Annotated in this window: 20 protein-coding genes, 1 tRNA gene and 1 pseudogene; 8 read left to right on the forward strand and 14 right to left on the reverse strand. The window is 62.9% G+C overall.

Annotation, left to right across the window (positions count from 1 at the left end; translation table 11 throughout):
- A pseudogene (locus FPZ61_RS13770) lies at positions 1 to 165 on the forward strand (transposase); the annotation flags it as partial.
- Between the two features lie 428 nt (positions 166 to 593).
- Here the strand turns inward: FPZ61_RS13770 and FPZ61_RS13775 are convergent.
- The 6 genes from FPZ61_RS13775 to FPZ61_RS15970 all read right to left on the reverse strand — a co-directional run bounded on the left by FPZ61_RS13775 (position 594) and on the right by FPZ61_RS15970 (position 9,871).
- A complete protein-coding gene (locus FPZ61_RS13775) occupies positions 594 to 1,835 on the reverse strand; it encodes a glycosyltransferase family 4 protein (RefSeq protein ID WP_185467159.1) in 1,242 nt (413 codons plus the stop codon).
- Positions 1,832 to 2,863 carry a glycosyltransferase gene (locus tag FPZ61_RS15965; protein WP_185474870.1) on the reverse strand — a complete coding sequence of 344 codons (1,032 nt, stop codon included), beginning with the start codon at positions 2,861 to 2,863 and terminating at the stop codon, positions 1,832 to 1,834. The genes FPZ61_RS13775 and FPZ61_RS15965 overlap by 4 nt, the downstream gene beginning before the upstream one ends.
- A 106-nt stretch (positions 2,864 to 2,969) precedes the next feature.
- Positions 2,970 to 4,808, reverse strand: a complete 1,839-nt coding sequence (locus FPZ61_RS13785) for a hypothetical protein (RefSeq protein WP_185467161.1) — start codon at positions 4,806 to 4,808, stop codon at positions 2,970 to 2,972.
- A gap of 169 nt (positions 4,809 to 4,977) precedes the next feature.
- Positions 4,978 to 6,135, reverse strand: coding sequence for an HlyD family secretion protein (locus FPZ61_RS13790; RefSeq protein WP_370594293.1), 1,158 nt, complete (start codon positions 6,133 to 6,135; stop codon positions 4,978 to 4,980).
- Positions 6,136 to 6,143: 8 nt separating this feature from the next.
- Positions 6,144 to 9,092: a peptidase domain-containing ABC transporter gene (locus tag FPZ61_RS13795; RefSeq protein ID WP_185467163.1), complete on the reverse strand. Its 2,949-nt coding sequence runs from the start codon at positions 9,090 to 9,092 to the stop codon at positions 6,144 to 6,146.
- Positions 9,089 to 9,871: a peptidylprolyl isomerase gene (locus FPZ61_RS15970; RefSeq protein WP_185467164.1), complete on the reverse strand. Its 783-nt coding sequence runs from the start codon at positions 9,869 to 9,871 to the stop codon at positions 9,089 to 9,091. The genes FPZ61_RS13795 and FPZ61_RS15970 overlap by 4 nt, the downstream gene beginning before the upstream one ends.
- 210 nt (positions 9,872 to 10,081) lie before the next feature.
- Between FPZ61_RS15970 and FPZ61_RS13805 the strand changes: the two genes are divergently transcribed.
- Together FPZ61_RS13805 and FPZ61_RS13810 are read left to right on the forward strand one after the other, a co-directional pair.
- Positions 10,082 to 10,153, forward strand: a tRNA-Gly gene (locus FPZ61_RS13805).
- Between the two features lie 228 nt (positions 10,154 to 10,381).
- Entirely contained in the window at positions 10,382 to 12,100 is a 1,719-nt protein-coding gene (locus FPZ61_RS13810; protein WP_221630182.1) for a glycosyltransferase, read from the forward strand.
- Here the strand turns inward: FPZ61_RS13810 and FPZ61_RS13815 are convergent.
- From FPZ61_RS13815 to FPZ61_RS13830, 4 genes are all read right to left on the reverse strand, one after another.
- On the reverse strand, positions 12,079 to 13,482 hold the full coding sequence (locus FPZ61_RS13815) for an ABC transporter ATP-binding protein (RefSeq protein ID WP_185474871.1): 1,404 nt from the start codon (positions 13,480 to 13,482) through the stop codon (positions 12,079 to 12,081). The genes FPZ61_RS13810 and FPZ61_RS13815 overlap by 22 nt on opposite strands.
- Before the next feature lie 31 nt (positions 13,483 to 13,513).
- Positions 13,514 to 14,320: an ABC transporter permease gene (locus tag FPZ61_RS13820; protein ID WP_185467166.1), complete on the reverse strand. Its 807-nt coding sequence runs from the start codon at positions 14,318 to 14,320 to the stop codon at positions 13,514 to 13,516.
- Positions 14,321 to 14,517: 197 nt separating this feature from the next.
- Positions 14,518 to 15,261 (reverse strand): serine O-acetyltransferase, encoded by a 744-nt coding sequence (gene cysE / locus FPZ61_RS13825; protein ID WP_370593466.1) that lies wholly within the window; start codon positions 15,259 to 15,261, stop codon positions 14,518 to 14,520.
- Between the two features lie 46 nt (positions 15,262 to 15,307).
- The gene (locus tag FPZ61_RS13830) at positions 15,308 to 16,336 is read right to left on the reverse strand and encodes a GntR family transcriptional regulator (RefSeq protein ID WP_185467177.1); all 1,029 of its coding nucleotides are present in this window, start codon (positions 16,334 to 16,336) and stop codon (positions 15,308 to 15,310) included.
- Positions 16,337 to 16,490: 154 nt separating this feature from the next.
- On the opposite strand from FPZ61_RS13830, the gene FPZ61_RS13835 reads away from it, so the two are divergent.
- On the forward strand, positions 16,491 to 17,237 hold the full coding sequence (locus tag FPZ61_RS13835; protein ID WP_185467167.1) for a dienelactone hydrolase family protein: 747 nt from the start codon (positions 16,491 to 16,493) through the stop codon (positions 17,235 to 17,237).
- A gap of 7 nt (positions 17,238 to 17,244) precedes the next feature.
- On the opposite strand, the gene infC is transcribed toward FPZ61_RS13835, so the two are convergent.
- Positions 17,245 to 17,901 carry a translation initiation factor IF-3 gene (infC, locus tag FPZ61_RS13840; RefSeq protein WP_185467168.1) on the reverse strand — a complete coding sequence of 219 codons (657 nt, stop codon included), beginning with the start codon at positions 17,899 to 17,901 and terminating at the stop codon, positions 17,245 to 17,247.
- A 54-nt stretch (positions 17,902 to 17,955) separates the two neighbouring features.
- Positions 17,956 to 18,852 carry a tRNA (adenosine(37)-N6)-dimethylallyltransferase MiaA gene (gene miaA, locus FPZ61_RS13845; protein ID WP_185467169.1) on the reverse strand — a complete coding sequence of 299 codons (897 nt, stop codon included), beginning with the start codon at positions 18,850 to 18,852 and terminating at the stop codon, positions 17,956 to 17,958.
- A gap of 194 nt (positions 18,853 to 19,046) precedes the next feature.
- Here miaA and gyrB point away from each other — a divergent pair, with 194 nt between their 5' ends.
- The gene (gyrB, locus tag FPZ61_RS13850; RefSeq protein WP_185467170.1) at positions 19,047 to 21,005 is read left to right on the forward strand and encodes a DNA topoisomerase (ATP-hydrolyzing) subunit B; all 1,959 of its coding nucleotides are present in this window, start codon (positions 19,047 to 19,049) and stop codon (positions 21,003 to 21,005) included.
- A complete protein-coding gene (locus FPZ61_RS13855; RefSeq protein ID WP_185467171.1) occupies positions 21,005 to 21,322 on the forward strand; it encodes an SH3 domain-containing protein in 318 nt (105 codons plus the stop codon). The genes gyrB and FPZ61_RS13855 overlap by 1 nt, the downstream gene beginning before the upstream one ends.
- Here FPZ61_RS13855 and FPZ61_RS13860 read toward each other — a convergent pair.
- Together FPZ61_RS13860 and FPZ61_RS13865 are read right to left on the reverse strand one after the other, a co-directional pair.
- Complete coding sequence (locus FPZ61_RS13860; protein ID WP_185467172.1) at positions 21,293 to 22,519, reverse strand: cation:proton antiporter; 1,227 nt, start codon at positions 22,517 to 22,519, stop codon at positions 21,293 to 21,295. The two genes, FPZ61_RS13855 and FPZ61_RS13860, sit on opposite strands and share 30 nt — an antisense overlap.
- 4 nt (positions 22,520 to 22,523) lie before the next feature.
- Complete coding sequence (locus FPZ61_RS13865) at positions 22,524 to 23,003, reverse strand: glutathione peroxidase (RefSeq protein ID WP_185467173.1); 480 nt, start codon at positions 23,001 to 23,003, stop codon at positions 22,524 to 22,526.
- 92 nt (positions 23,004 to 23,095) lie between these two features.
- Between FPZ61_RS13865 and mgtE the strand changes: the two genes are divergently transcribed.
- Both mgtE and FPZ61_RS13875 read left to right on the forward strand, forming a co-directional pair.
- Positions 23,096 to 24,523 (forward strand): magnesium transporter, encoded by a 1,428-nt coding sequence (gene mgtE, locus FPZ61_RS13870; RefSeq protein ID WP_185467174.1) that lies wholly within the window; start codon positions 23,096 to 23,098, stop codon positions 24,521 to 24,523.
- Between the two features lie 152 nt (positions 24,524 to 24,675).
- A partial coding sequence (locus FPZ61_RS13875) for a sigma-70 factor domain-containing protein (RefSeq protein WP_370594294.1) occupies positions 24,676 to 24,856 on the forward strand: 181 nt, incomplete at its 3' end.

A 24,856-nucleotide genomic window follows, 5' to 3' on the forward strand; every position in this document is an offset into this window, starting at 1 on the left:
GTCAACGGAATGCTGTCGAAGGCAAAATCGGACAGGGGAAGCGGCGGTTTGGATTGGGCCTGATTCGTGAGAAGCTGGCCGTCACCCAAGGATCAGCCATTGCATTGGCTGTACTCGTGAAGAACCTCGAGAAGCTGCTGGAGCTTCTTTTTGTCCTTATTGGCTTCTTGCTACAGCTGCTGATCGGCAATGAAGCCATCCGAAGAGCCGAGGAGCGTCTCCCGAGCAATCAACCAGCTGCAGCCTGAGGAACACTCAGAGGTGAGACAGGTTTCCCCACTTTGTTGGCCTGAAGGCTGGTTTTTACTTTCTCAGGAGGCCCTATGTAGTTGACACCGGGCAGGTGGATGCGATTGTGGTTGTCTTCAATAGCACAACCAATCGCGGCGAGATGTGGTGCGATAATAACTGGCAAGATTTTGGCAATAGAATCAAGCTGGCTACATTCGATAATATTACAACTGTTACGGCGTTGAATGGCTTCACGCAGGATAACTTATTTGGCTTCTGATTCTTCGCTATCCATCCAGCAGCTATTTCTATCGGGATGTTGATCTCCGCTCAGTCCCCTCCTTCGGGAGGGGTTTTTCTTGTCAGGGCAACCGCCTGGCCGCCACCAGCTGCATCAATGCCAGATGGTGGGCGAGGCAGCTCTCCAGCCGGTAGTGGCGCAGCACCAGGTCGCGGGCGGCGGCTCCGAGCCGTGCAGCCTGCTCCCGGTTGCCCAGCAGATCGGCCACGGCGGTGGCCAGATCGTTGGGGGAGAAAAAGTCCACCAGCAGGCCGTTGTGCCCGTGCTGGATCACCTCCTGCACCGGTGCGGTGGCCGAGCCCACCACGGCGCAGCCGCAGCTCATCGCCTCGAGCAGGCTCCAGCTCAGCACGAAGGGATAGGTGAGGTAGACGTGCACCGAGCTGATCTTGAGCAGCTGCAGAAAACCGTCGTAGGGCAGGGTGTCGGTGAAGTGCACCCTGGAGGGGTCGTAGCGCCCTTCGATCTCCGCCAGGAAAACATCCTTCCAGCTGCCACCCGGTGCCTCCCGCCCGTAGCTCACACCCTGCTGGCCGCCCACGATCACCACCCGCGCCTGCGGAGCCAGCCGTTGCAGCTCGGGGAGGGCGCGCAGGAAAGTGTGACAGCCCCGGTAGGGCTCCAGGCGACGGTTGACGAAGGTGACGATCGGCTCGCCGCGGCGGATCTCGGTGCCATCAGGCAAGCACAGGGGCGCCACGGCCTCGTCGGGGGCCGCCGTGGTGGTGTTGATGCCTTCATGGATGACGCTGATGCGCGACTGCCACTCGCGCGGAAAGGTGCTGCGCTGAAACTGGGTGGGGGTGACGCACCAGTCGCTGGCCTGGAGGTTCAGCAGCAGATTGGCCGTCTTCATCCGCAATTTGGCGTCATCAAGCCAGGACTTGTCACCTTGCTGATCCGGTTCAAAGTCGGAGTCGAGTCCGTGGGGTTGATAGAAGAACTCCTGGTAGGTGAGCAGGGGAGAGTCGGGCCAGATATCCTTGAGAAAGAGGGCTTCGCCCCAGCCAGGATGTGCGCAGATCAGATCGGGGCGGAAGCCCTGCTCCCGCAGGCGATGGGCCACTATGCCGCACGCCTCGGCGCGGATCAACTTGCTCTCGGTTTCCATCGCCAGCGGATGGATGCCCGGGGTGTTGCCGCGCTGGACGCCGTAGGGCAGGTAGTTGACGCTCTCGGGCAGGCCCGGCGGGCGTTTCGCCATGCCGATGGCATAGATCCGATGCTGGCCGGAGGTGGCCAGTTGGCGCACGATATGGACGTACTGCCCAGGAAAACCCTGGTGGACGAAAAGAAGATTCATGCGGAAGAGGCGGAGCCGGCGCGGCTGCTCTGCCAGTGGTGGAAGGCCGTCAGGATTCTCTCCCACGCCGTTTGGATCGAGCGCGCCTCCTGGTCGCGGCTGTAGAGGCTGCGGATTGCGAGCGACTGCCTCTCGAGGCGCAGGTCGGTTTCGCGGGGAGACTCGGCGAAGGCCCGCAGGGCCTGCTCGATCGAGGCGACGTAGCCGCTCCAATCCCCAAAAGGCACCGGCTCGGCCAGGCCGTGGCGGAAGAGTTCGTCGGCGCCACCACCGCTGTAGCCCACCACATAGCAGCCCGCGGCCATGGCCTCGGCAACCGGCAGGCCGAAACCCTCCGGGTGGCCGAAGGAGAGAAACAGGCGGGCGCTATTCAGCTGCTCCGCCAGGGCGGAGTGGGGCATCTCCCCCAGGGGCGAGGCCCCCCAGCCCTGCTGATGGTTGATCTGGCCGCGACGCAGGGCGAGCAGCACGGCGCGCACGTGCTCGGGATTCTTGCGGGGCATCCAGAGCATCCGCCTTGCCTTGGGGCCATCGGGCCGGAAGATCGGTTCGATCCCGTGGACGATCCGGCTGAGGCGCCCATCGGCAAGGCCGAAATTACGGCGCAGGAACTGATGGCTGTCCTCGGAGACACAGAGGATCTGCAGCACCTCCGGTGCATCGTAGAAACGGGCAAGCCGCTCCAGGGGACGATCGCCACTATTGACATAGCTGTAGTAAGCGTTCTGGTTGAACAGCACCCTCGCCAGGCGGCTGAGATCGACGCCGTGATAACGATCGAGATTGATGCCCAGGAAGGTTTCCGGCACCACGACGATCGCCGCCTCTGGCTCGAAATCGCCTCGCTCACGGCAGGCATCGATGCTGGCGGTGGGCGCCGTGCTCGTGAACCAGGTGGGCCGGAAACCGTCGTGCTCGGTGACCACGGCAGCATCCCAGCCCAGCTCCACCAGCAGCTCCACCTGGCGGTAGAGCTGCTTGGCGCCCCCGATCGGCTTGTCGAGATCCGGCAGGCAAAGAAAGCGCACTCGCGGTGTTGGAGCGGACATGGGCGCGGTGGGCTTGGGTAAGGAAAAAAAAAGCCCCGCGTTCAGCGGGGCTAGACGGATGTGGATGTTGAAGCCAGAGGTGGGCTCAGACGAGGATGTCTGTGATATTGCCGTTCTGGATGACAAGTCCACCCGTGGCGGCACTGAACCCGCCGCCGTCAACAGCTACTTGATCAAGCTGGATCAGGAGGTCAGCGGACGTGAGCAAGCCGTCGCCGTCGCTGATGAACAGTTGCGAGCGTGGGGCAATGAGATTGCCTGCAGACAGATCTCCTTCATTCCAGAGGATGGCAGCGCCTCTGGTGGTAAGGGAAGCGCCGGCGTCGACAAAGTTCTGAAGGTTGCTGACTCCGCCAATAACAAGTCCATTATTATTGATGTTGACCCCTGAGAGGCCAGCACCGTTGATCACGATGTTGGTGCCGACGAGGTCGATCACATCACGCTCACGCTCGTTGGCAAGCGGGAAGGCGTTGGTCGGATTGGCGAAGTTAGTGAATGGGTTGGTGGGGAAATTGAACGACGGTGTGCCGTTGACCAGATAACGGGAAGCGTTGGAGTCGAAGTCAGTAATGATGTCTCGACCAACACCATTACCATTAATGGCGGAATCACCGAAGGCGAACTGGAAGGTGTCTGAACTGGCGCCAAGGACGTCAGTTCCACCAGCATTCAGTTGCTTCCTGCCGAGAAGCTGGGTATCGAGTTCACCCGTCATCTTGTCAGCGCCTTCACCACCAATGAAGGTGGCAGCGAAGTCGAAAGTACCGTTGACTCCCCCGCCAAAGGTTCCCGCTGCAATATTGGCGGCTTGACGAAGAGTATCATTACCAGCACCACCTTCTAATTTATTGCCAATATTGGAAATGGCGCTGGAGAAGTCATCAATCTCGTCGTTGCCATCTCCACCAGAAAGAGTCGTATTGGTGGATACGGCAGCAGCGAAATTAATTTTATCGTTGCCAAGATCACCACTGATCTTCGAAGCTGCAATGACGGCAGACGCAACATTGATCACATCGTCTGCTTGCCCACCAAAGACGGTGGAGCGGTTCATCTCGATGTCTAGGACGGTGAGCAGGTCAGCGCCCATGTTGCCGTTGATACGGCTGTCGTTGAATGTGCCAGAGAGGATAAGAAGTTGGTCATCGCCTTGACCGCCAAGAATGCTCGTATCGTTGGCTACATTGCGAGCAATTCCAATGAAATCTTGACCCTTGTTGCCGTTGACCAGAGAGTTGTTGAGGGCAAGATCCTGACCGTTCAGGGTATCAGGGCTTCCGGTGAACGATTCAAAGAAAAGTATGTCGTCGCCATCGGAGCCACGAATTGTGGACTGGAACACCTCTGTGGCTGCCACATAGGCATATTCCACGACCGGACCTTGATCAATAAGATCTTGGAAGGCTTGTCCACCCACCAAGCCATCAATCAGGAAATCAGTGAAAGCACCAAGGGGTGTCCCTCCGTTCCCGCCCAAATCGACGAGGTTCTGATTGAACTGGTTGACTAGATTGGTTACAATGATTGCATCAGTTCCGTCACCACCTTCAAAGGTGTTGCCGACAATCGAAGAACCAGGGTTGACAAAGGGCAGCCGAGTGCTGAGCAGCAGGCGATCGTTGCCTCTGTCGAGAAAAACTTGGTTGCCCGAAAGCTCGTTGGCGAAGAAGGCTAGGTTGTCGTCGCCGTCTCCACCATTAACAGTGGAAGTCCTGAAGTAAGCAGTTGGAGCTCCGGTATTTCCTACGACCAGAATGTCATCGTTGCCATCAAGGCCGACGAATAAACTGGTGTAATCGCCACCAAGAGCGACTGAGTCGTTTCCTTCAAAGGCATTAACTGTTCCCGTAAAGTCTCCGGGACCAGATTGTGCAAGTAGGTCATCACCAGGAGTGCCCTGGAGGGAAATGGCAGAAGGCATTGGTCGAGAGCTTGGAATACCAGCTCTATTAGCTTAGGCAGGCCAACCGTCTAGGTCAAGTGCGTTAGACGGACCGGCAAGTGTCTGCAGCCATGGCGCCAAACAACGCTGCCTCCATTCAAGTCTTAAGAAACTTTTAAGGACTTCTTAGTGCCCACAGCAAGCTTGTCTAGAGCCGGCGCAAGGCATCTGCCTTGTCCCGGAAACCGCCCAAAAGCATCTGCAGGTAGGTCACTTTGCGCAGCTTAATGTTAGCGGTCAATGACATTCCGGTCTGCAGAGGTAGCTCCTGTCCCGACTTGAGACGCAGTTGCTGGCTCTTGAGCTGGATGTCCGCCGGGAAGCGGTAGGTGTTGTGGATCTGATCCGGGGGCAGAGCGTCGGAGCCGATCTTGACCACCGTGCCAGGGATCACGCCGAAATCGGTGGCGGGAAATGAGTCGATGCTGATGTCGGCCTCCTTGCCCACTGAGACAAAGCCAATCTGGTTGCTGGGCACCTCCACCCGCGCGATCAAACTATCGAACGGCACGATCTTCATGATTGGTTCGCTCGTCTGCGCCACGAAACCACGGCTGGTGGGCTTGAGATCGAAGACCACGCCATCGACGGGAGAGGTGATTTTCTGATAACGGATATTGACATTGACTTCATTCAGGTCGTTTCGTAACTTTCCGACTTCCCCACGGAGTTGCTGCACCCCCTGATTGAGAATGGCCACCTGGCGTAGCCGCTCGACCCGGCTCTGCTCAATCTGTCCACGGATTTCTTCCACCCTGTTCTTCTGTTGTAGATATTGCAGCTCTGCAGCTGCTCCCTGCTTGGCCAGGGCATCGAAACGCTGCATCATTTCCTGGTTCAGGGCCAGATTGCGTGCCAATACCGCCTGCTCGGTGTCATTGACTTGTAGATAGCGCTTGAGTTCGCTGTGCTTGAGATCCAGCTCAGTGGATTTGAGTGAGATTCCCTGGATCAAAGTGCGCCGTCGATCCAGAGTGGCTTCGGTGTCGAGACGCATCAGCACCTGACCAGCCTTCACGTGATCGCCGGCCTTGACGAGTATGCTTTCCGCCACGCCTCCCACCGGCATCTGAATCTCATTGACCAGTCCAAGGGGCTCGAGCTTGCCTTTGGCTACCACAATCTCTTCAGTTTTGGCCATGGCCAGCCAGCCGATGGCAAAGGCGGTGGTGCCCATCAGGGCCCAGGTGATGGTGCTGGCCCAGAAGCGCGACTGGCGTAGGTGAACCTCCTCATGGCTAGCTGCTGACAGGCTCTGTTCGAGGGAATCCTGGGCTTTGCGGAAGAGTGAAAGGGGTGTGCGCATACGTCCCATCATGCCCCCTCCTGCTGGCGGAAAAGGGCAAAGTACCGCCCGCGCAGGGCCATCAGCTCGGCATGGGTGCCCGATTCGGCGATCACACCCTGATGGAGAAGCAGGATGCGGTCGGCGTTGCGGATGGTGGTCAATCGGTGAGTGATGAAGAAAACGGTGCAATTCTTCAGTGACTCCCGCAGGTTGTCGCAGACCTGTTTTTCTGTGTCGTAATCAAGCGCACTGGTGGCCTCGTCCATCACCAGCAACTTTGGGTTGCTCAGCAGGGTGCGGGCGATGGCGATGCGCTGGCGCTGCCCACCGCTGAGACTGGCTCCTCGCTCCCCCACGTTGGTGCTGTACCCCTCCGGCAACTCCATGATGAAGTCGTGAGCAGCGGCCAGCCGTGCCGCCCTCACGATCGAATCACCGGGCGCGTCTGGGTCTGTGAGGGCGATGTTCTGGGCCACCGTACCGGAGAAGAGCAGGGGATCTTGGGGAACAATGCCGATCTGACGACGGAGGGAATAAAGCTCGACCTTGTCGATGTTGTAATTGTCGATGCAGATCCGACCCTGCTGGGGTGAATAAAGTCGGGGCAATAACTTCATCATCGAACTCTTGCCACTCCCGCTCTGGCCCACGACACCAACGAAGGTGCCGGCAGTGATGTCGAAACTGATGTGCTTGAGAACCGGTGGGTCGGCCAGGCTGAAACCGAAGCTGACATCGTCGAAACTGATGTTGCCTTCAATCGGCGGCAGTGGAATTTTCTGTTGATCACTCTCGCTGGATTCCTGGGGGGTGTCGACCACATCGGCCAGACGCTCCATCGATACCTTCAGTTCCTGGATGCTCTGCCAGATGGTGGAGAGGCGCAGCAGCGGCTGGGTGACGTAACCGCTGATGATGCGGAAGGCAATCAGCTGGCCCAGGGTGAGCTGACCATCCAGAACCAGGATCGCACCGACCCAGAGCACCAGCAGCTGAGAAATCTTCTGCAGCACCTGGCTAGTCTGATTGAGGGTGGTGCCAGTGATTGTTTTCTCAAAAGTGCGGCTGATGTAGCGGCCGTAGAAATCCTGCCATTTCCATCGGCTCACCATCTCAACGTTCTGCGCCTTGACTGTCTGGATGCCGGTGAGCACTTCCACCAGGTGCGACTGGGTGCGGGCATTTTCCTCGGCCCCCTGTCGCAGCTGGCGGCGGAACAGGGGGCTGCCCAGCAGGGTGAGGGCCACCTGAATCGGAATGACGGCCAGGGCGATGAGGGTGAGCAGCCAGCTGTAGAGCAGCATCACCACGATGTAGATCACCGAGAAGATTGAATCGATCACCGTGGTCAGGCCCTGGCCTGTGAGGAAGTTGCGGATCTTCTCGAGTTCCGCCATCCGTGAGGCGAGCTCCCCGACCGGTCGCTTGTCGAAGTAGCTCAGGGGCAGCCGCAGCAGGTGATCCATCACCTCGGCCCCCAGCCGCATGTCGATGCGATTGGTGGTTTCGCTGAACAGGAAGGTGCGTAGGCTTGTGAGTACTCCTTCCAGCAGGGTCACCACCACCAGGGCGATCCCCAGGACCTGCAGCGTGTCCAGACTGCGCTGGCTGATCACCTTGTCGATGATCACCTGGATCAGCAGTGGGTTGGCCAGGGAGAACAGCTGCACTACGAACGAGGCCAGCAGCACCTGGGTCAGGGCGCCGCGGTAACGGCTGATCACCGGCAGGAACCAGCCGAGATTGAAGCGCTCCTCTGCTGAATCGGCCTTGCGCTCCAGCAGCAGCAGGTCGATCCCCTCAGGCCAGCGCTCCTTGATCTGGGCTGGGCCGAGCCTCACCATCCCATCGCTAGGGGAGGCCAGCGTCATGCCCTTCTCGTTGCTGGCCACCACCAAGGCGAAGCCACTGCCCCAGGCCAGCATCGAGGGGGTCTGCAGCCGGGAGAAGGCCGCAGTGGGTAGTCGAACCCCAGCCACATGCAGACCCATGCCTGCCGCCAGCTGCCCCACCGTCTGGAGGTTGGGTGTTTGACCCCGGCGCATGCTGTCGCGCAGGTTCTTCTCGATCGAGTCGCGCCGATAGGGAAGCTTCAGCAGGGCGGAGAGCATCTGGAAGCAGGCCCGGCATTCTTCCAGGGGTCCTTGGCCCCGCACCAGGCGCATTCCCCGTGAGGGATCCTCCTGTCCCAGATCGAGGGAGGAGGCCACTGGATAGGCCGTCGCGTCGTCAATGGGAGCAGAGCCGCTGGTGCTGCTGGCAGGGGCTGGATCGCTGCTGGCCCCTTCAGGGGCAGCGGGAGTGAGCCAGTGGCCCGGCAGGCTGAGCAGCCTTGGCGGCAGTGGTGGCCTGGCCCTGGGGATGGGGCCTTGCGGGTCAAGCGTCTCGCCGACGGCGAGACCTTTGACGTTGGCGCTCGAGAGCATCAGCACGTGGCCGGCATCCACCGCAGCCATTGATTCGCGGCTGGGGGAGATGGGCCGGGCTTCGGCCGCTGAGCGCTCGAACAGCTCACGCAGGGTGGTGCCCGCCTGCGGCTGGAGAGCCCAGGCTGAGCTCATCACCGCGAAGATCTCGCTGGGCCAGAGCTGCTGCTGACACCACTGGCGAAACGACGGACCCTGCAGATGGATATCCAGGATCAGGTGATCAGGGATGGCCGCGGCCACAACGACCGTGGAGGCAGCGCTGACCTCCTCGCAGGGGGAAGCCCGCAGCAGGGAGGCGAGCCCGACCACCGCCCCGGGTTGCAGTTTCTCCAGGGTGATCAGTCGCCCATCGGCCTGGGCAAGCACCCGGGCCTGTCCTTCGAGCAGGATCAACACCCGGCTGGGCAGCACCTTTGCCTCAGCCAGCACCTGGCCGAGACGAAACTTCACCAGGGAAGAATCCGCCACCAACCGTGAGCGAAGGGGCTCAGACAGTTCGCGAAAAGCAGGGTGCTCCAGCAGGCTGGCAGCTGAGGACACCGTCATGGGTTGGACTCTGCCTGAGCGAATTGCTGGCGCAGCTTACGTGTCACTTCCTCGTTGATCCAGTCGTCGAACAGCTCCGAGGCCATCTGGTTGGCAATTTGCGGGTTGAAATCGGCGCTGTGCAGCTCCTCGAGCCGGACCACCAGCCACCAGTCATCGATGCGGAAGGGTTCCATGACCTTGCCGGGCTCGGCGCTGCGCAATTTTTCCACCAGCACGGGGTGTCCCTGCGCCAACGGGCGGGGCCCGATCACACCGAAAGCCTTCTTCTCCGGACCTTCACCATGTTTGGAGGCCACCTCGGCGAAGCTCGCCTCGCCGTTGAGGATCTGCAGATAAAGCTCCCGAGCCAGGAAGGCGTCGCGGACGCGCACCAAGCTGTAGGTCACCCGATCCAGCTGATGCTTGCGCTCAAGGAAGCGCGCCTCCGCCTTGGGAAGGAAGTGTTCCTCGCAGTAGCGCTGGATCCGCATCGGCAGCTCCAGCTGCCAACGCAGGTCGGCGGGGCCGAGGCCCCGATCGCGCAGGTGGTTGCGCAGAGCCTCCTCGCCCTCTAGGCCGTGGCGTTGGCGGTAGCCTTCGAGGGCCGCCTGGAAGCTTTCCTCGGCGACAGGGATCGAGGCAACCGCGACGGCGAGCACCTCCCGATGCATAAAGGTGCGAATCAGGTCGTGGCGGCGCATTCGGGCAATCAGCGCCACCTCCGGCCGGATCTGCCGGGTTGAATCGGCGGATTGGGTGCTGCTGGGTTGGGCGGCTTGGACCACGTCGCCGGTCACGAGGATCGTGCAATTTTCAATCCTAATACTGTATTAGCCAGAAATCAGGCATCAGGCTTTCCACAGAGTCGTGGCGATTCGCCCAGATCCAGGTGACCGGAACGGGTCTGCCCGGGCGGTGGCCCAACTCAACCCCCTGGTCGCCGAGGGGCAGCTTGACGGACGGTCACCCCAGCGTGCATGCTCCCTTGGTCGGCAGCTGAGCCAGCTGCGGGTGTAGCTCAGTGGTAGAGCGTCACCTTGCCAAGGTGAATGTCGCGCGTTCGAATCGCGTCACCCGCTTACTCAACTTTCTCTGCCCAGCTCTGATGCGGGGCTGGAGTTTTATTGTGCTGAGATCGTTCCTGGCCATTGCCACAGCCCATCTGATCGCTCAGCACTGACCAAGGGTCACGCCCACAGAGTCAGGCGCCTTAGCAGCCGAGCAGACTCTGGCGTGGTTCGGGCGCTGCCCTGACAAATCAAACTGCGACCAGCTCACTCTCCAGCGCCCCACGGAGGATCGGACACGTGCCCTTGCAGACCATTGAGGAGCTGGCGCTGTTCCATCCCCCAGGCCGCTTCGTTCTCCCGGGCAACCCCTTCGGCAAGGACGTGGCCAATGGGGCCCTGTTTCGCGCCCTGGCCCGCAGTGGTGGCTATAGTCAGCTTCACGTGCTCAATCAGCTCGGGTTAGCCCCAGAACAGATCGCTGAGGGCCTTTTCTCCGAGGGAGAGGCTGGCCCTCTGCTGGCCAGTGCCCCGCTCTGGTCGACAGCCATCCCCAGCCGTGCCGGCGTGCTGCTCCGGGGGCAGCCCTACCTCTCGGAATTGGCCTGGATCCGCCGCAACCAGGGCCGCGATGATGCCTTCAGCCTGGTAGGGCTGATCCATACGTTGGCCCCCCCCGCCGTGCGCGAGAGCATCGGGGCCTCGGCGGTGGCTCCCCTGCAGCCCTGGGATGCCCTGGTGTGCACCTCCCCCGCAGTGCAGCGTGCCCTTGGGGAGATGTTCGAGTGCTGGGGCGGCTATCTGCAGGAGCGCTTCGCTGGCCAGCGCTCCTGTCTGCCCCAGCTGCCCCTGATTCCCCTGGCGGTGGAGGTGGAGACCATCGCGGCCCAGGCTGCCTCTGAGGACGCACGTACGGCCATGCGCGCCCGCTTCGGGATCGCAGAGCAGGATGTGATGGTGCTCTGGCTGGGGAGGCTCTCCTACTTCGAGAAAGCCTTCCCACAGGTGATGTTTCAGGCTGTGCAGGAGGCCGCCCAGCAGAGCGGTGTGCGGGTGCACTTTCTCCTGGTGGGCTGGTTTCCCAATGGTGAGGCCGACCAGCAGCTCTATCGGCAGGCTGCCGCGGCCTATGCCAGTGACGTGAATGTGCTGGAGCTTGATGGCAACGATCAGGCCAGCGTGGCCCAGAGCTGGGCGGCTGCCGACATCTTCCTCTCCCTGGTGGACAACATCCAGGAGACCTTCGGCCTGGCGCCAGTGGAGGCCATGGCTGCCGGTCTTCCTGTGGTAGTGAGTGATTGGGATGGCTACCGCTATACCGTGCGTGACGGGGTGGAGGGATTTCTCATCCCGACGCTCGGCACTCCCGGTGGCACCCACGGCCATCTGCTGGCCCATCTGCACAGCCTGGGCCTCGAGACCTATCAGACTTATGTGGGCGCGGTGGCCCAGCACACCGCCGTTCATGGCGGCGAGGCCGCCGCAGCCCTGGCGCGGTTGATCGCCTCTCCGGACCTGCGGGCCTCCATGGGGGCGGCGGGCCAGCGGCGGGCCCGGCAGATGTTCGCCTGGCCGGTGGTGGTGGAGCAGTACAACGCCCTCTTCGCCGAACTTACGCAGCGGCGGCTCCATGTCCTGGCCCAGGCTGAAGCGGCCTCTCCTTACCGGATCAGCCCGCTGCGCGGTGATCCATTCTCGGATTTCGCCGGCTTCGCCACCACCGTGCTTGACCCGGCCACCCGGCTCCGGCTGCGTCCCGGGGTTGGGCCTGAGGCTTTGGCCCATGCCCAGACCGTTGCCCTCAATCGTCAGTACCACGGCCTCCGGGGCAGCCCGGAGGAGGCCGCCCGCCTGCTGGCCATGGTGGCCGCGGCCGACCCAGCCCGGGGATGCCTGGTGGCCGATCTCACTGCTGACGTCAGCCCAGAGCGGCGGCCCTTCATCCCGACCACGCTGGTGTGGCTGGCCAAGCTGGGCCTACTCGACTGGCTGGACCTTCAGGGCCTGGCCTCGGGGTGAGACAGATCCAGAGGCGTGCCTAGGAGCGGACTGAGCTCTGGCTTCAGAAGTTGAAGGCTGCAGGCGCCGATGGAATTGACTGGATGATTGGCAACAATGCGAATCGCTGCATAGTCGATCACGCGGTGCAGATATCGAGGGGTGTATGTGCTATTGGACGATTCTTTTGCCCAGATTCCTCCGCCGATAAAATAAACTCCTGGCCATAGACCACCATGGAATTGGAAACGGATGACCCAACTGCTATGGGCCGAAATATGTTTTATAAATCCTTGCGGACTTGGATGGGTCTGGCCGGTGATGCGTAGGCCTTTGTGATCGGCGATATGGCAGCCAAAAGCGATGTCACTGAGGTCGTCATCTGAGTAATATAGAAAACAGAGAGAGAATGATTCGCCGAAAGGGATTACGTTTATTGCCTCTTTCGTCATGCTTTCAACTCTCAGCTCTTCGATGCGAATCCCTCGATCGGGATACACCACGGTGGAATCTGGTTTGAGGTTTGGGTCAAGCCAGCCAGTCAGTCGTTCAAGCGTTTGCGTTTCGCTTACGGCTTGATCATCGTGCTTCGGGCGTAAATTAGTCTTTTTGGAATTTCTTGGCGCAGTAAAAATTGTATTCTCGTCGAAAGTAAGATTATCAACTTCGGACGACAGCGCATTGTCCCACTCGTCGTCGGCTGCATTGATGAGTCTTTGGTATAGAGTCGTTACCCTTGCAGGGTCTCCCCATAGCCATGACTTGCCCTTGTGCAACAGGAGTGCTTGGTCACAATGTTGAATGATTTGGGGGCAACTATGTGTTACAAGAATAATTGAAGCGCCCCTCTCCTTAAGCTTTTCAAGACGGCTGTAGCATTTTTTCTGAAATAACTCGTCGCCGACTGCCAGGGCTTCGTCTACGACTAATAAATCTGGATCGATATGGGCTTGAACGGCAAAGGCCAGCCGTACTACCATGCCACTGGAATAGGTCTTGACTGGCTGATCAATGTAATCTCCAATATCGGCAAAACTCAGGATGTTGTCTAGTCGAGCATCCGTCTCTTTATGGCTGAGCCCAAGCAGAGTTGCATTCAGGTAAACATTCTCTCTGCCAGTGAAGTTAGGATTGAAGCCACTGCCAAGTTCCAGCAAGGCTGCAATCCTCCCCTTGACATTGACAGCGCCGGAGCTTGGTGTGAGCGTGCCGCAGATGAGCTGAAGGAGAGTGCTTTTCCCTGATCCATTGCGGCCGACAATGCCAAGTGTTGTACCTTTTTCCAGCTTGAAACTGATGGGCTGCAAGGCCCTGAAATCTCGATAGAATTTTCGCTTGCCACGCCAAATAGCTTGTAGTAATCTGTCCCTTGGATGATTGTATATTTGGTAGGATTTGCTCAATTGGCTTGCTGACACAACTGGAGCCTGGCGATCAGAGGACATCGGCAAAACCATGACGGGCCCGCTGGAAGCACCGAAAGCTCACTTCGCAGCAAACAAGACCAATCAGACAGCCTACCACTATGTACATCAGGCTTGGGTTCAGGCCTGATACTGTAACACGACGAGTCTGCTCAATAATGATCACGAGTGGATTCAGCATCAACACTGGCTGCCAGCGCAGTGGCAATGAGCTGACTGGGTAAAAAACAGCACTCAGAAACATCAACATGCTGGTGACAACGCCCACAACCTGGCTGATATCTCTAAGAAAAACCCCCAGTGCAGATAAGACCCAAGACAGGGCCAGAGATCCAGCAATTAAAGGAAGCCAGACCAGCGGGAGCCAGAGAAAAGACAATTGAATGGTGTGTACTGCAACGAGCTTGAAGACAATCAGGATCACAAGGCTTGTGAGGGCGTGAAATGTCGCGCTGGCTACATTGACGGCTGCGAGAACATGCAGCGGAAAGATAAGTTTCGTGACATAATTTGGATTAGCGACGACCAGGTCAGGGGCTTTCGTGGCGCTTTCGTTGAATAAATTAAAGACGATCATGCCCGCAAACAGGTTGATGGCAAAGCCCATTGGGCCCAGCTGCTCAAGATCACCCCAACGGGATTGAAAAACCTGTGAAAAGATAAAGGTATACACGGCCAACATCAGCAAGGGCGTGACGAAGCTCCACCCCAGGCCCACCATGGAACCTCGGTAGCGCCCAGAGACTTCACGGGTGGTCAGCCGCCACCACAGTTCTCGCTGCTGCCAAAGGGCTTTGGTGAAGCGTAGGGAGGCCATTCTCAGCTTGGGCTGTCTCTGGTGTCGGATCCAGCGTGACTTGCCCTGGAAGTGACAAACTTCAGGTGGGCCTTGCGGATCTGTGCGTGTGTCTCATCGTAGGGGAGTGGATGCTTGGCCCCATCAAGCCAAGTGAGTCCTGGCCTAACGCCACCTGAGGCGATCCGAAAAAGTTCAGCCAAGACCATTGGGTGAATTCAGCTGTCTCCAAGAAATCTGAGAATTTCTCGATCCTTGAGATTCTGCGCCTGCCCGCCACATTGCTCTTCCAGCGGCCGGCCGGCCGCCACTTCGCGCAGGCAGCTCTGCAGATTCGAAATCTGATTCTCAAGGATGTCGATGCGCTCCATCAGGTTGCGGATTACGCTTGCTTCCGCATCCGGTAGCGCTGAGTGGGCCAGCGGATCGATCCGCACACCCGACTGGTGGATCACCCGTCCGGGAATGCCAACGACGGTGCTGTCTGGCTGCACGTCGCGGAGAACCACTGAACCGGCCCCGATGCGGGTGTTGGCTCCCACGGAGATTGCGCCCAGCACATTGGCTCCGGCTCCCACCACCACATTCTCGGCCAGGGTCGGGTGACGTTTGCCGTGCGCCTTGCCGGTTCCGCCCAGCGTGACGCCTTGATAGAGCAGGCAGCGGTTGCCGATTATGGCCGTTTCGCCAATCACCACTCCCATGCCGTGATCGATGAAAACGCCATGGCCGATGGTGGCGCCCGGGTGAATTTCCACCCCGGTGAAGGCGCGACCCAGCTGGGAGAGCAGCCTTGGCAACAGGGGCAGGCCCAATGTCCAGAGTCGGTGGCTGAGCCTGTGCAGCACCAGGGCGTGAAAGCCTGGATAGCAGAGGAGAATCTCAATCGTGTTGCGTGCGGCCGGGTCGCGCTCCCGGATGATCCTCAGATCCGCCAGGGTCGCCTTCAGCAGTTGGCGGATCGAATCGACCAAGGTCGCAGGCTCGCAGGAGGGAGGGCGGGCTCTTTCATCTTGCCTGGGCACCCTCTTGATCGACGAGGCCTCCAGGGTGGCCGATCAGGCCGATCTCCTTGCGCAGCAGATTGATGGTGGCGGCCCCCAGGTAACTCTGGGCGCAGTGCACCTGGGGCAGCCGCATCAGCTGGGAGCGGTTCTGGCGCAGGGTCTGCTCCACCAGGGGCAGGCTGGGGCGGTCGCAGAGCACATGGCTGGCGGCCCGCAGCAGGGCCAGCAGACGGCTGCCCACGTCGGGGTTGGCGGTCATCACCAGCAACTCATTGCCGCGCATGCTGTGCAGGATCACCTCCGCGGCCCGCAGGATGCCCGGGCTGATGCTCACCAGGCCCACGCAGCTGCCGGCCCGCAGCTCCTTGAGCAGGTCGAGCTCATGGCGGAAGTCGTTGAGGTCGACCGCCACCGCCCGCACCCCGTAGCGCTGGGCCAGCTCCTCCACGGGCTGGAGGAAGTAGCGGCTGGTGACCACGGTGCCGTTGCTGGAGCTCTCGAGCACAGCCTCGAGCTCCTCCATCGGCACCACCTCCACGGGCACCTCAAGGGCAGGCTCCAGTTCCTCGGCGATCAGCATCGAGGCGCCGATGTCCTCGCGGGGGGTGGAGACCAGCACCCGGGCGCCGCAGCGCAGTCGCCAGTCGATCTCGCGGGTGAGCAGCTCGCGGGCCTGCTGCAGGGTGCAGCCGGCATTGAGCAGGCCGTCGACGCACTGGCGCACCTCGCGGTCGATGTCGGGGCGCAGACGGCTGCGCAGGCCCGGCGGCACCTTGAGCTCACGGGGCTTCTGCTGGTCGCGCACGTAGATGCCCGAGCCGGCCATCGCCTCCACCACCCCATCGTTCTCCAGCTGGCGGTAGACCTTGCTGATCGTGTTGCGGTGCAGCCCGGTCTGCATCGCCAGTTGCCGCGTGCTCGGCAGGCGGTGGCCCGGAGGGTAGTGCCGGGCGGCGATCGCGAAGCAGATCTGGTTGTAAAGCTGGGTCGACGCCGGGATGTCGCTTTCCTGCTGGATGTGGAATCGCACGCCGGAGGGAACCAGTACGGGTTGCGCCACCCTACGGAGCTTCGGCGCTGGTGACAATTCCCCCTGTGGCATACGAGTCTGTGCCGGTTGCCGATGCGGTAACAGCCGTCACAGTGGCCGGCGCTCAGTCGACCCTCCTGCACCCATTCCTGCCATGGCCGAGTGGATCACGATCGAACCGATGCCCGGGGCGCCTGAGCCCTGTTCCCTGCGCTGCTGGTGGGCGCCACCGGTGGCTGAGCCCCGGGGCGGCGTGCTGGTGTTGCCGGAAGTGTTCGGCCTCAACAGCTGGATTCGCACCGTCTCGGGGCGGCTGGCGGAGCAGGGGTACGCGGCCCTGGCGGTGCCGCTGATGGCCCGCACGGCCCCTGATCTGGAGCTGGGCTACAGCCCCGCTGAACTGGCGATCGGGCGTGCGCACAAGGACCAGGTCAGAGCGGATCAGCTGCTGGGGGATCTGCAGACGGCTGCGGCCTGGTTGCAACAGCGGCTGCCGGGCCGGCCGGACCTCGGCTGTGTGGGGTTCTGCTTCGGCGGCCATGCCGCCCTGCTGGCGGCCAGCCTGCCGGTGATCAGGGCCACCGCCGCCTTCTACGGGGCGGGGGTGGCCAGCGGCCGGCCGGGTGGCGGACCCCCGAGCCTGGAGGTGCTACCGGATGTGGCTGGGGCCCTCCACGTCTTCTGCGGCCACCTGGATCCGCTGATTCCCCCCGCCGATGTGGAGGCGATCGCGGCAGCCCTGGCGGCGGCCGATCCCAGTGGCCGGCGCTTGCGTCTCCACAGGGCTGAGGCGGGCCATGGCTACATGTGTGATCAGCGCTCCGACTACCGCAGCGAGGCGGCGGCGGACGGCTGGCGCCTGATGCTGGAGCTGTTCGCAGGCGAGCTGAAACCGGGCTGAGACCGGATCAGGCTTCGCTGGGGGCTGATTCGGCGTTGCTCAGCTGCCGGATTGGGGAGGGAATGGTGCGCACCGCCTTGGCGGCCTGGGCGGCGGCATCCTTCTCTTTGGTGAGCGGTGTCTTGCGCGGAGTGAGAAACATGATCATGTTCCGGCCTTCCCGCTTGGGGTCCTGCTGGATCTCGGCGCTCTCTTCGAGATCCTTGGCCATGCGGTAGAGGAGTTGCTCAGCCAGGGCGGTGTGCTGGATCTCCCGGCCCCGGAAGATCACGGTGCACTTGACCTTGTCGCCGTCCTTGAGGAAGCGCACGGCCTGACCGATCCGCACCTGATAGTCGTGCGAATCGATCTTGTAGCGCATCTTGACTTCCTTGACCTCGGTCTGGTGCGACTTCTTCTTGGCTTCCTTGGCTTTCTTTTCCTGCTCGAACTTGAACTTGCCGTAGTCCATGATCCGGCAGACCGGCGGATCGGCTTTCTCGCTGACCAGCACCAGGTCGAGCTCGCGGTCCTTGGCCACATCCAGGGCTTCCTCCCTGGTGATCACCCCGAGCTGGCTGCCGTCGGCATCGACCACCCTGAGCTGGGGGTAGTTGATCCGTTCGTTGATGTTGGGGAGCTCCCGGACGGGGGCACGGCGATCGAAACGGGGACGAGGAGGCATTCAGAGAGGCGAGGGACCGGCAGTGGGGTCAGTGAAGCTGGCATGACCAGATGGTCACCCTAGGACGCGCTGCACCGCCGGCAACGCCTGGAGGAGCGGATTGTCGCCCTCCAGCCAGAGGGGCTGATGCTGGCGGCGAAACCAGGTGCGCTGCCGTTTGGCGTACTGAAGCGTGCGGCGGGTGGTCAGGGCGATGGCCTCCGCCAGCGCCAGCTCTCCGGCCAGCAGGGAGCGGGCTTCGCCGTAGCCGATCGTGCCCAGCAGCGGCAGGTCGGCTCCGTAGCGGCTGATCAGCTGCTCGGTTTCCTCCACCAGGCCATCCCTGTAGAGCTGCTGGCTGCGCCGGCTGATGCGCTCGCGCAGATCCGGGGGATTCAGCCCCAGCTCCAGCAGCCGCCAGGGGGGTGGGCAGGCGCTGGGCTGGGCCGCATGGGGCCGGCCCGTGGCATAGATCACCTCCAGGGCCCGCTGGGTGCGAACGGCGTCGGCGGGGTTGATCCGTCCGGCGGCCAGCGGATCGGCCTGGGCCAGAAGCTGATGGCAGAAGGGCTGACCGAGCTGCTGGAACTGGGCCCGCAGGGCGGGCTGGGGTGGCACCGCGGGCGGCTGCAGGCCCTGGGTGAGGGCGCGCAGGTAGAGGCCGCTGCCGCCCACCAGGAACGCCACCCCCCGGCGGCGGTGCTCGGCGGCGATGGCGGTGCGGGCGAGGCTGCAGAACTCCTGGAGGTTGATCGGCTGGTCGGGGTCCCGCAGATCCAGCAGACCGTGGCGCACCTGTTTCCGTTGCTGGACGCTCGGTTTGGCGGTGCCGATGGTCATCCCTCGGTAGAGCTGGCGGGAGTCGACCGAGAGCACCGCCAGATCGAGGGCATCCGCGAGCTCGATCGCCAGGGCGGTCTTGCCGCTGGCGGTGGGACCCACCAGGGCGATCAGCAGGGGTGGCTGGGGCATGGAATCGCGGGGGGTGCACCCCTGGCTCGAATGGGCCGTCAGAGACCCCTGAGGGCGGCTCAGAGCCTTCGGTGGTAAAATACGGGCCATCGGCAGAGGTTTGGGCGCCCCATTCGCCCTTGCCATCCTCCTGTGTCTGCCCAGCCGTTTTCCTCCCCCATGGACCTCGCCGTCCGCCAGGTGTGCCCTCCGGAATGAGCGACGCTTCCAAGATTCAACACGCCTACGGCGCCGAACAGATTCAGGTGCTCGAGGGCCTGGAGCCGGTGCGCAAGCGCCCGGGCATGTACATCGGCACCACGGGGCCGCGGGGGCTCCATCACCTCGTCTACGAGGTGGTCGACAATTCCGTCGACGAGGCCCTCGCCGGCCATTGCGATCAGATCCTGGTCCGCCTCTGCGAGGACGGGTCCGCCGAGGTCACCGACAACGGCCGCGGCATTCCCACCGACGTTCATCCCCGCACCGGCAAGTCGGCGCTGGAAACGGTGCTGACCGTTCTGCACGCCGGCGGCAAGTTCGGCAGTGGCGGTTACAAGGTGTCCGGTGGCCTGCACGGGGTGGGCATCTCGGTGGTCAATGCCCTCAGTGAATGGGTGGAGGTCACGGTGCGCCGTCAGGGCCAGGTGCACCGCCAGCGCTTCGAGCGCGGCGCCCCGATCGGCAGCCTGCGGTCCGAGACCGATCCCAGTGGCGCCACGGGCACGGCCGTGCGCTTCAAGCCCGACATTGAAATCTTCAGCGGCGGGATCGAGTTCGATTACGCCACCCTCGCGGGCCGCCTGCGCGAGCTGGCCTACCTCAATGGCGGGGTGCGCATCGTCTTCCGCGATGAGCGCGCGGCCGCCAAGGGCGCCGATGGTGAATCCCATGAGGAGATCTATCACTACGAAGGGGGCATCCGCGAGTACGTCGCCTACATGAATACGGGCAAGGATCCCCTCCATCCCGACATCATCTACGTCAATGCCGCCAAGGATGGCGTCCAGGTGGAAGCGGCGATGCAGTGGTGCGTGGATGCCTACTCCGACAGCATTCTCGGCTTTGCCAACAACATTCGCACCGTCGATGGCGGCACCCACATCGAGGGCCTGAAAACAGTGCTCACCCGCACCCTCAACACCTTTGCCAAGAAGCGGGGCAAACGCAAGGATGCCGATCCCAACCTCGCCGGCGAGAACATCCGCGAAGGCCTCACCGCCGTGCTCTCGGTGAAGGTGCCCGACCCTGAGTTCGAGGGTCAGACCAAGACCAAGCTGGGCAACACCGAGGTGCGCGGCATCGTCGATTCGGTGGTGGGCGAAGCGCTGGGTGAATTCCTGGAATTTCATCCCCAGGTGATCGACCTGATTCTGGAGAAGGCCATTCAGGCCTTCAATGCCGCCGAGGCGGCCCGCCGCGCCCGCGAGCTGGTGCGGCGCAAGTCGGTGCTGGAGAGCTCCACCCTGCCCGGCAAGCTGGCCGACTGCAGCTCCCGTGATCCGGCCGAATCGGAGATCTACATCGTGGAGGGCGATTCAGCCGGAGGCTCAGCCAAGCAGGGACGTGATCGTCGCTTCCAGGCCATTCTGCCCCTGCGCGGCAAGATCCTCAACATCGAGAAAACCGACGACGCCAAGATCTACAAAAATACCGAGATTCAGGCCCTGATCACGGGTCTTGGGCTGGGAATCAAGGGCGAAGAGTTCAATCTTTCGGCCCTGCGCTACCACCGCATCGTGATCATGACCGATGCCGATGTGGATGGCGCCCACATCCGCACCCTGCTGCTGACCTTCTTCTACCGCTACCAGAAAACCCTGCTCGAGGGCGGCTACATTTACATCGCATGCCCCCCTCTCTACAAGGTGGAGCGTGGCAAGAATCACACCTATTGCTACAACGAACAAGACCTCAAGACAACCCTTGAGGGTTTCGGCGAGAAGGCCAACTACACCATCCAACGCTTCAAGGGTCTTGGCGAGATGATGCCCAAGCAGCTGTGGGAAACCACCATGGATCCCACCACCCGCATGATGAAGCGGGTGGAGATCGAAGACGCTGCAGAAGCCGATCGCATCTTCACGATCCTGATGGGCGACAAGGTGGCCCCTCGCCGCGAGTTCATCGAAACCCACAGCGCCGAACTGGATTTCGCCCAGCTCGACATCTGATGACCTGGCGCTGGGCCTGGATCCTCGGCTTTGCCCTGATCGCCCCGGCGGCCCTGCCTGCTGGCGGCGGCGAGCGCCGTTCGCCCCAGCTGCGGCGTCGCCAGGCCGGCGAACCCCTGGTTTCGGGAGTCACCCCCGACCACGACCACGCCCTGCGCACGGCTCCCCACCACCGCGCTCCCAGCCTGATTCCGTTGCGAGCGGGTGAGCCGCTGCGCTTGCTGAGGGTGTGGCAGGAGCCAGGCGGCGAGCCATGGTTTCACGTGGAAACACCTGGCCCTGCCGGCTCACCCCGGCGCGGTTGGCTGGCCGGGTGATGGCAGAAGCACCCGGTCGGCCAGGAGGGCGCTCAGCCAGGCCCCGGCGGGCGCCGTGATCACGATGCTGAGCACCGCCACCGCCAGGATCACCTCCCCGGGGCCGCTGGGCATCCCGGCCGCCTGCATGGTGAGCAGGGGCACCGCGCCGATGGCCGCCTGCACCGTGGCTTTGGGGGTGTAGGCCACCACCACGAACAGCCGCTCCCCAGCGGTGAGCGTGCTGCGGGCGAGGCAGGCCAGGGTGCCGAGGGAGCGGGCCAGCAGCCCCAGGCCCAGCACCGCCAGCCCCGCCAGGCCATTGCTCCAGGCCACCCCCAGGTTCAGCTGGGCTCCCACCAGCACGAACAGCACCAGCTCGGCGAACACCCAGATCGAGCTGAGCTTGGCGGCGATCGGGTGGGCGATGGTCTGCCGCAGCTCCAGGATCACCACCCCCATGGCGATCGCGGCCACCAGACCGGTGAACGGCACCAGGCTGTTGATGCCCTCCTGCAGGCGCAGCAGCAGCAGGGCCAGGGCGAGCACGAGCAGGGTCTGGCGGTTGGCGTTGGGCCTGAACCGCTCGAACCAGCGGATCAGGCCCCAGCCCAGCAGGCCCCCGGCGAGGGCCCCGAGGGCCAGTCCCAGGGGAAGGCCCAGCAACCGGCCGCTCAGCTGTCCCTGGTCATTCACCAGCAACCCCAGCAGCACCCCGTTCACCACGATCACGGCGATGTCATCGAGGGAGGCGGCGGCCATCACCATCGAGGGAATCGACTTGGCGGTGCCCCTCTTCTGCTCGATCAGCCGCAGCATCAGGGGCACCACCACAGCCGGCGACACCGCCGCCAGCACCGAGCCCAGCAGGGCGGCCTCCAGCCAGCTGAGCTGCAGCAGGGGCTGGGCCACGGCCGTGATCATCAGGCCCTCGCAGCTGGCGGGAATCCAGGCCAGCAGCAGCACCCGCGCCCCCACCTTCCTCAGGGTGGCCAGATCGAGCCCGAACCCCACCCGCAGCAGGATCACGATCAGCGCCATCTGGCGCAGGTCGCCGCTGAGGGCCAGCAGGCGGGGGTCGATCAAGCCCAGGCCCGAGATCCCCAGGGCCACCCCCACCAGCAGCATGCCCACCAGGCCGGGCAGCCCCAACCGGCGGAAGAGGCCATCGGCCAGCAGACCGGCGATGATCAGCTCGGCAAGGCCCAGCAGTGGCATGGGTTCAGGCGGCCAGGGCCGCTTCGATCGCGGCTGTCAGCTCGGGGCCATCGGGCTCGACGGCGCTCTTGAAACGGCCCAGCACGGTGCCGTCCTTGCCCACCAGGAACTTCTCGAAGTTCCACTCCACATCGCCGGCCGGCTCCACCGTGGTCAGCAGGTCATAGGGAGCCGTCTTGGCGCCCTTGGCGTGCACCTTGTCGAACAGGGTGAAGGAGGCGCCGTAGGTGGTGGCGCAGAACTGCTGGATCTCGGCCAGCGTGCCCGGCTCCTGAGCGCCGAAGTCGTTGCAGGGGAAGCCCAGCACCTGCAGGCCGCGGGGGCCGTAGCTGTCCTGCAGCTTCTGCAGGCCCGCGTACTGGCGGGTGAAACCGCAACGGCTGGCCACGTTCACGATCAACAGCACCTTGCCGGCGAATTCACCCAGCCGTTGCTCACCGCCCGTGGCGCTGCGCACCACCACATCCGACACATTCACAGCCATGGGAGAGTCGCAACCGGGCGGACCTTAAGCGGGCGGCCTCGCTGGCTTGGGTCTCCGCTCATACACTCAGTCAGCCGCGATCCTCCAGGCCGATGAGCGAGGGAACCAGCGGCATTGGCGCTTCCACCGCCGGGGTGGCCAGCAACGGTCGGCTGCCGGTGGCCGAGGTGGTGGCGCGGCAGCTGGAGGCGCTGCTCACCGCGGGCAATTACGCCGGCGTCAAGCTGCTGCTCGAGCCGGTCCAGCCCGTCGACTGCGCCGAGGCGATCGGGGCCCTGCCGCGGACCCTGCAGGCCCTGGCTTTCCGTCTGCTGGCCAAGAACGAGGCGATCGAGGTCTACGAGTACCTCGATCCGCCCGTGCAGCAATCACTGCTGGAGCGGCTGCGCTCCGGCGAAGTGCTGGAGCTGGTGGAGGAAATGTCGCCCGACGACCGGGTGCGCCTGTTCGATGAGCTGCCGGCCAAGGTGGTGCGCAGGCTGCTGGTGGAGCTGAGTCCGGCCGAGCGTCGCGTCACCGCCCAGCTGCTGGGCTACCAGCCGGAAACGGCCGGTCGTCTGATGACGACCGAATTCATCGATCTCAAGGAGTTCCACAGCGCCGCCCAGGCCCTCGACATCGTGCGCCGCCGTGCCCGCGACACCGAAACCGTCTACAGCCTCTACGTCACCGACGCTTCCCGCCACCTCACCGGCATCCTTTCCCTGCGCGACCTGGTCACGGCCGATCCGGAGGATCGCATCGGTGATGTGATGACCCGGGAGGTGGTGAGCGTGACCACCACCACCGACCAGGAGGAGGTGGCCCGCATCATCCAGCGCTACGACTTCCTGGCCGTGCCCGTGGTGGATCTCGAGCAGCGGCTGGTGGGGATCGTCACCGTCGATGACGTGATCGACGTGATCCAGCAGGAGGCCACCCGCGACCTCTACGCCGCCGGCGCCGTGCAGGCCGGCGACGAGGACGACTACTTCCAGAGCAACCTGTTCACCGTGGCCCGTCGCCGGGTGGTGTGGCTGCTGGTGCTGCTGGTGGCCAACACCGGCACCTCGGCGGTGATCGCCTCCGAGGAGGGCGTGCTCCAGAGGGTGGTGCGGCTGGCGGCCTTCATCCCGCTGCTGATCGGCACCGGTGGCAACGTGGGCGCCCAGAGCTCCACGGTGGTGATCCGCGGCCTGAGCACCCAGCGCATCCAGGCGCTGGGCGTGTGGCGCACGGTGGGACGTGAAGCGTTCTCAGGATTGCTGCTGGGTCTGCTGCTGGTGATCGTGGTGGTGCCCTGGGCCTGGCAGGTGGGGGGAGGGATGCTCGTGGCCACCGCCGCCGGCATCAGCCTGGTCTGCATCACCACCCTGGCGGCCACCGCAGGAGCTTCCCTGCCGCTGCTGTTCGACCGGCTGGGCCTGGATCCGGCCCTGATGTCGGCGCCGTTCATCACCACCGCCACCGACGTGGCCGGGGTGCTGATCTACCTCAAGACCGCCTCGTGGCTGCTGAACCACGTGGGCATGCCGGCCTGAGCGGGCCCGGCTCCGGAGGGCTCTGGCGGAACTCGCGGCATTCCTGAGAGGCCCTTCACCCTTCTTCAGGTTAGGCTTTACACACGTTCAGAAGTTTTGTTGCCGTGGTCGCCGCCCTCCCCTCCCGCCCAGCCGCCCTCCAGCCCGCCCCCGTGGTCGCCCCCCGCCAGGCCCCCATCGCCGTGCGTAACCTCCCGCCGGTGGATGGCGACCTGGTGCGCTCGTACCTGCGCGACATCGGCCGCGTGCCGCTGCTGACCCATGAGCAGGAGATCACCCTGGGCCGTCAGGTGCAGGAGCTGATGCGCCTGGAGGAAACGGAGCAGGAACTGG

Origin of the sequence: Synechococcus sp. BSA11S (assembly GCF_014224355.1) — a bacterium.
Taxonomy (GTDB): Bacteria; Cyanobacteriota; Cyanobacteriia; order PCC-6307; family Cyanobiaceae; genus Regnicoccus_A.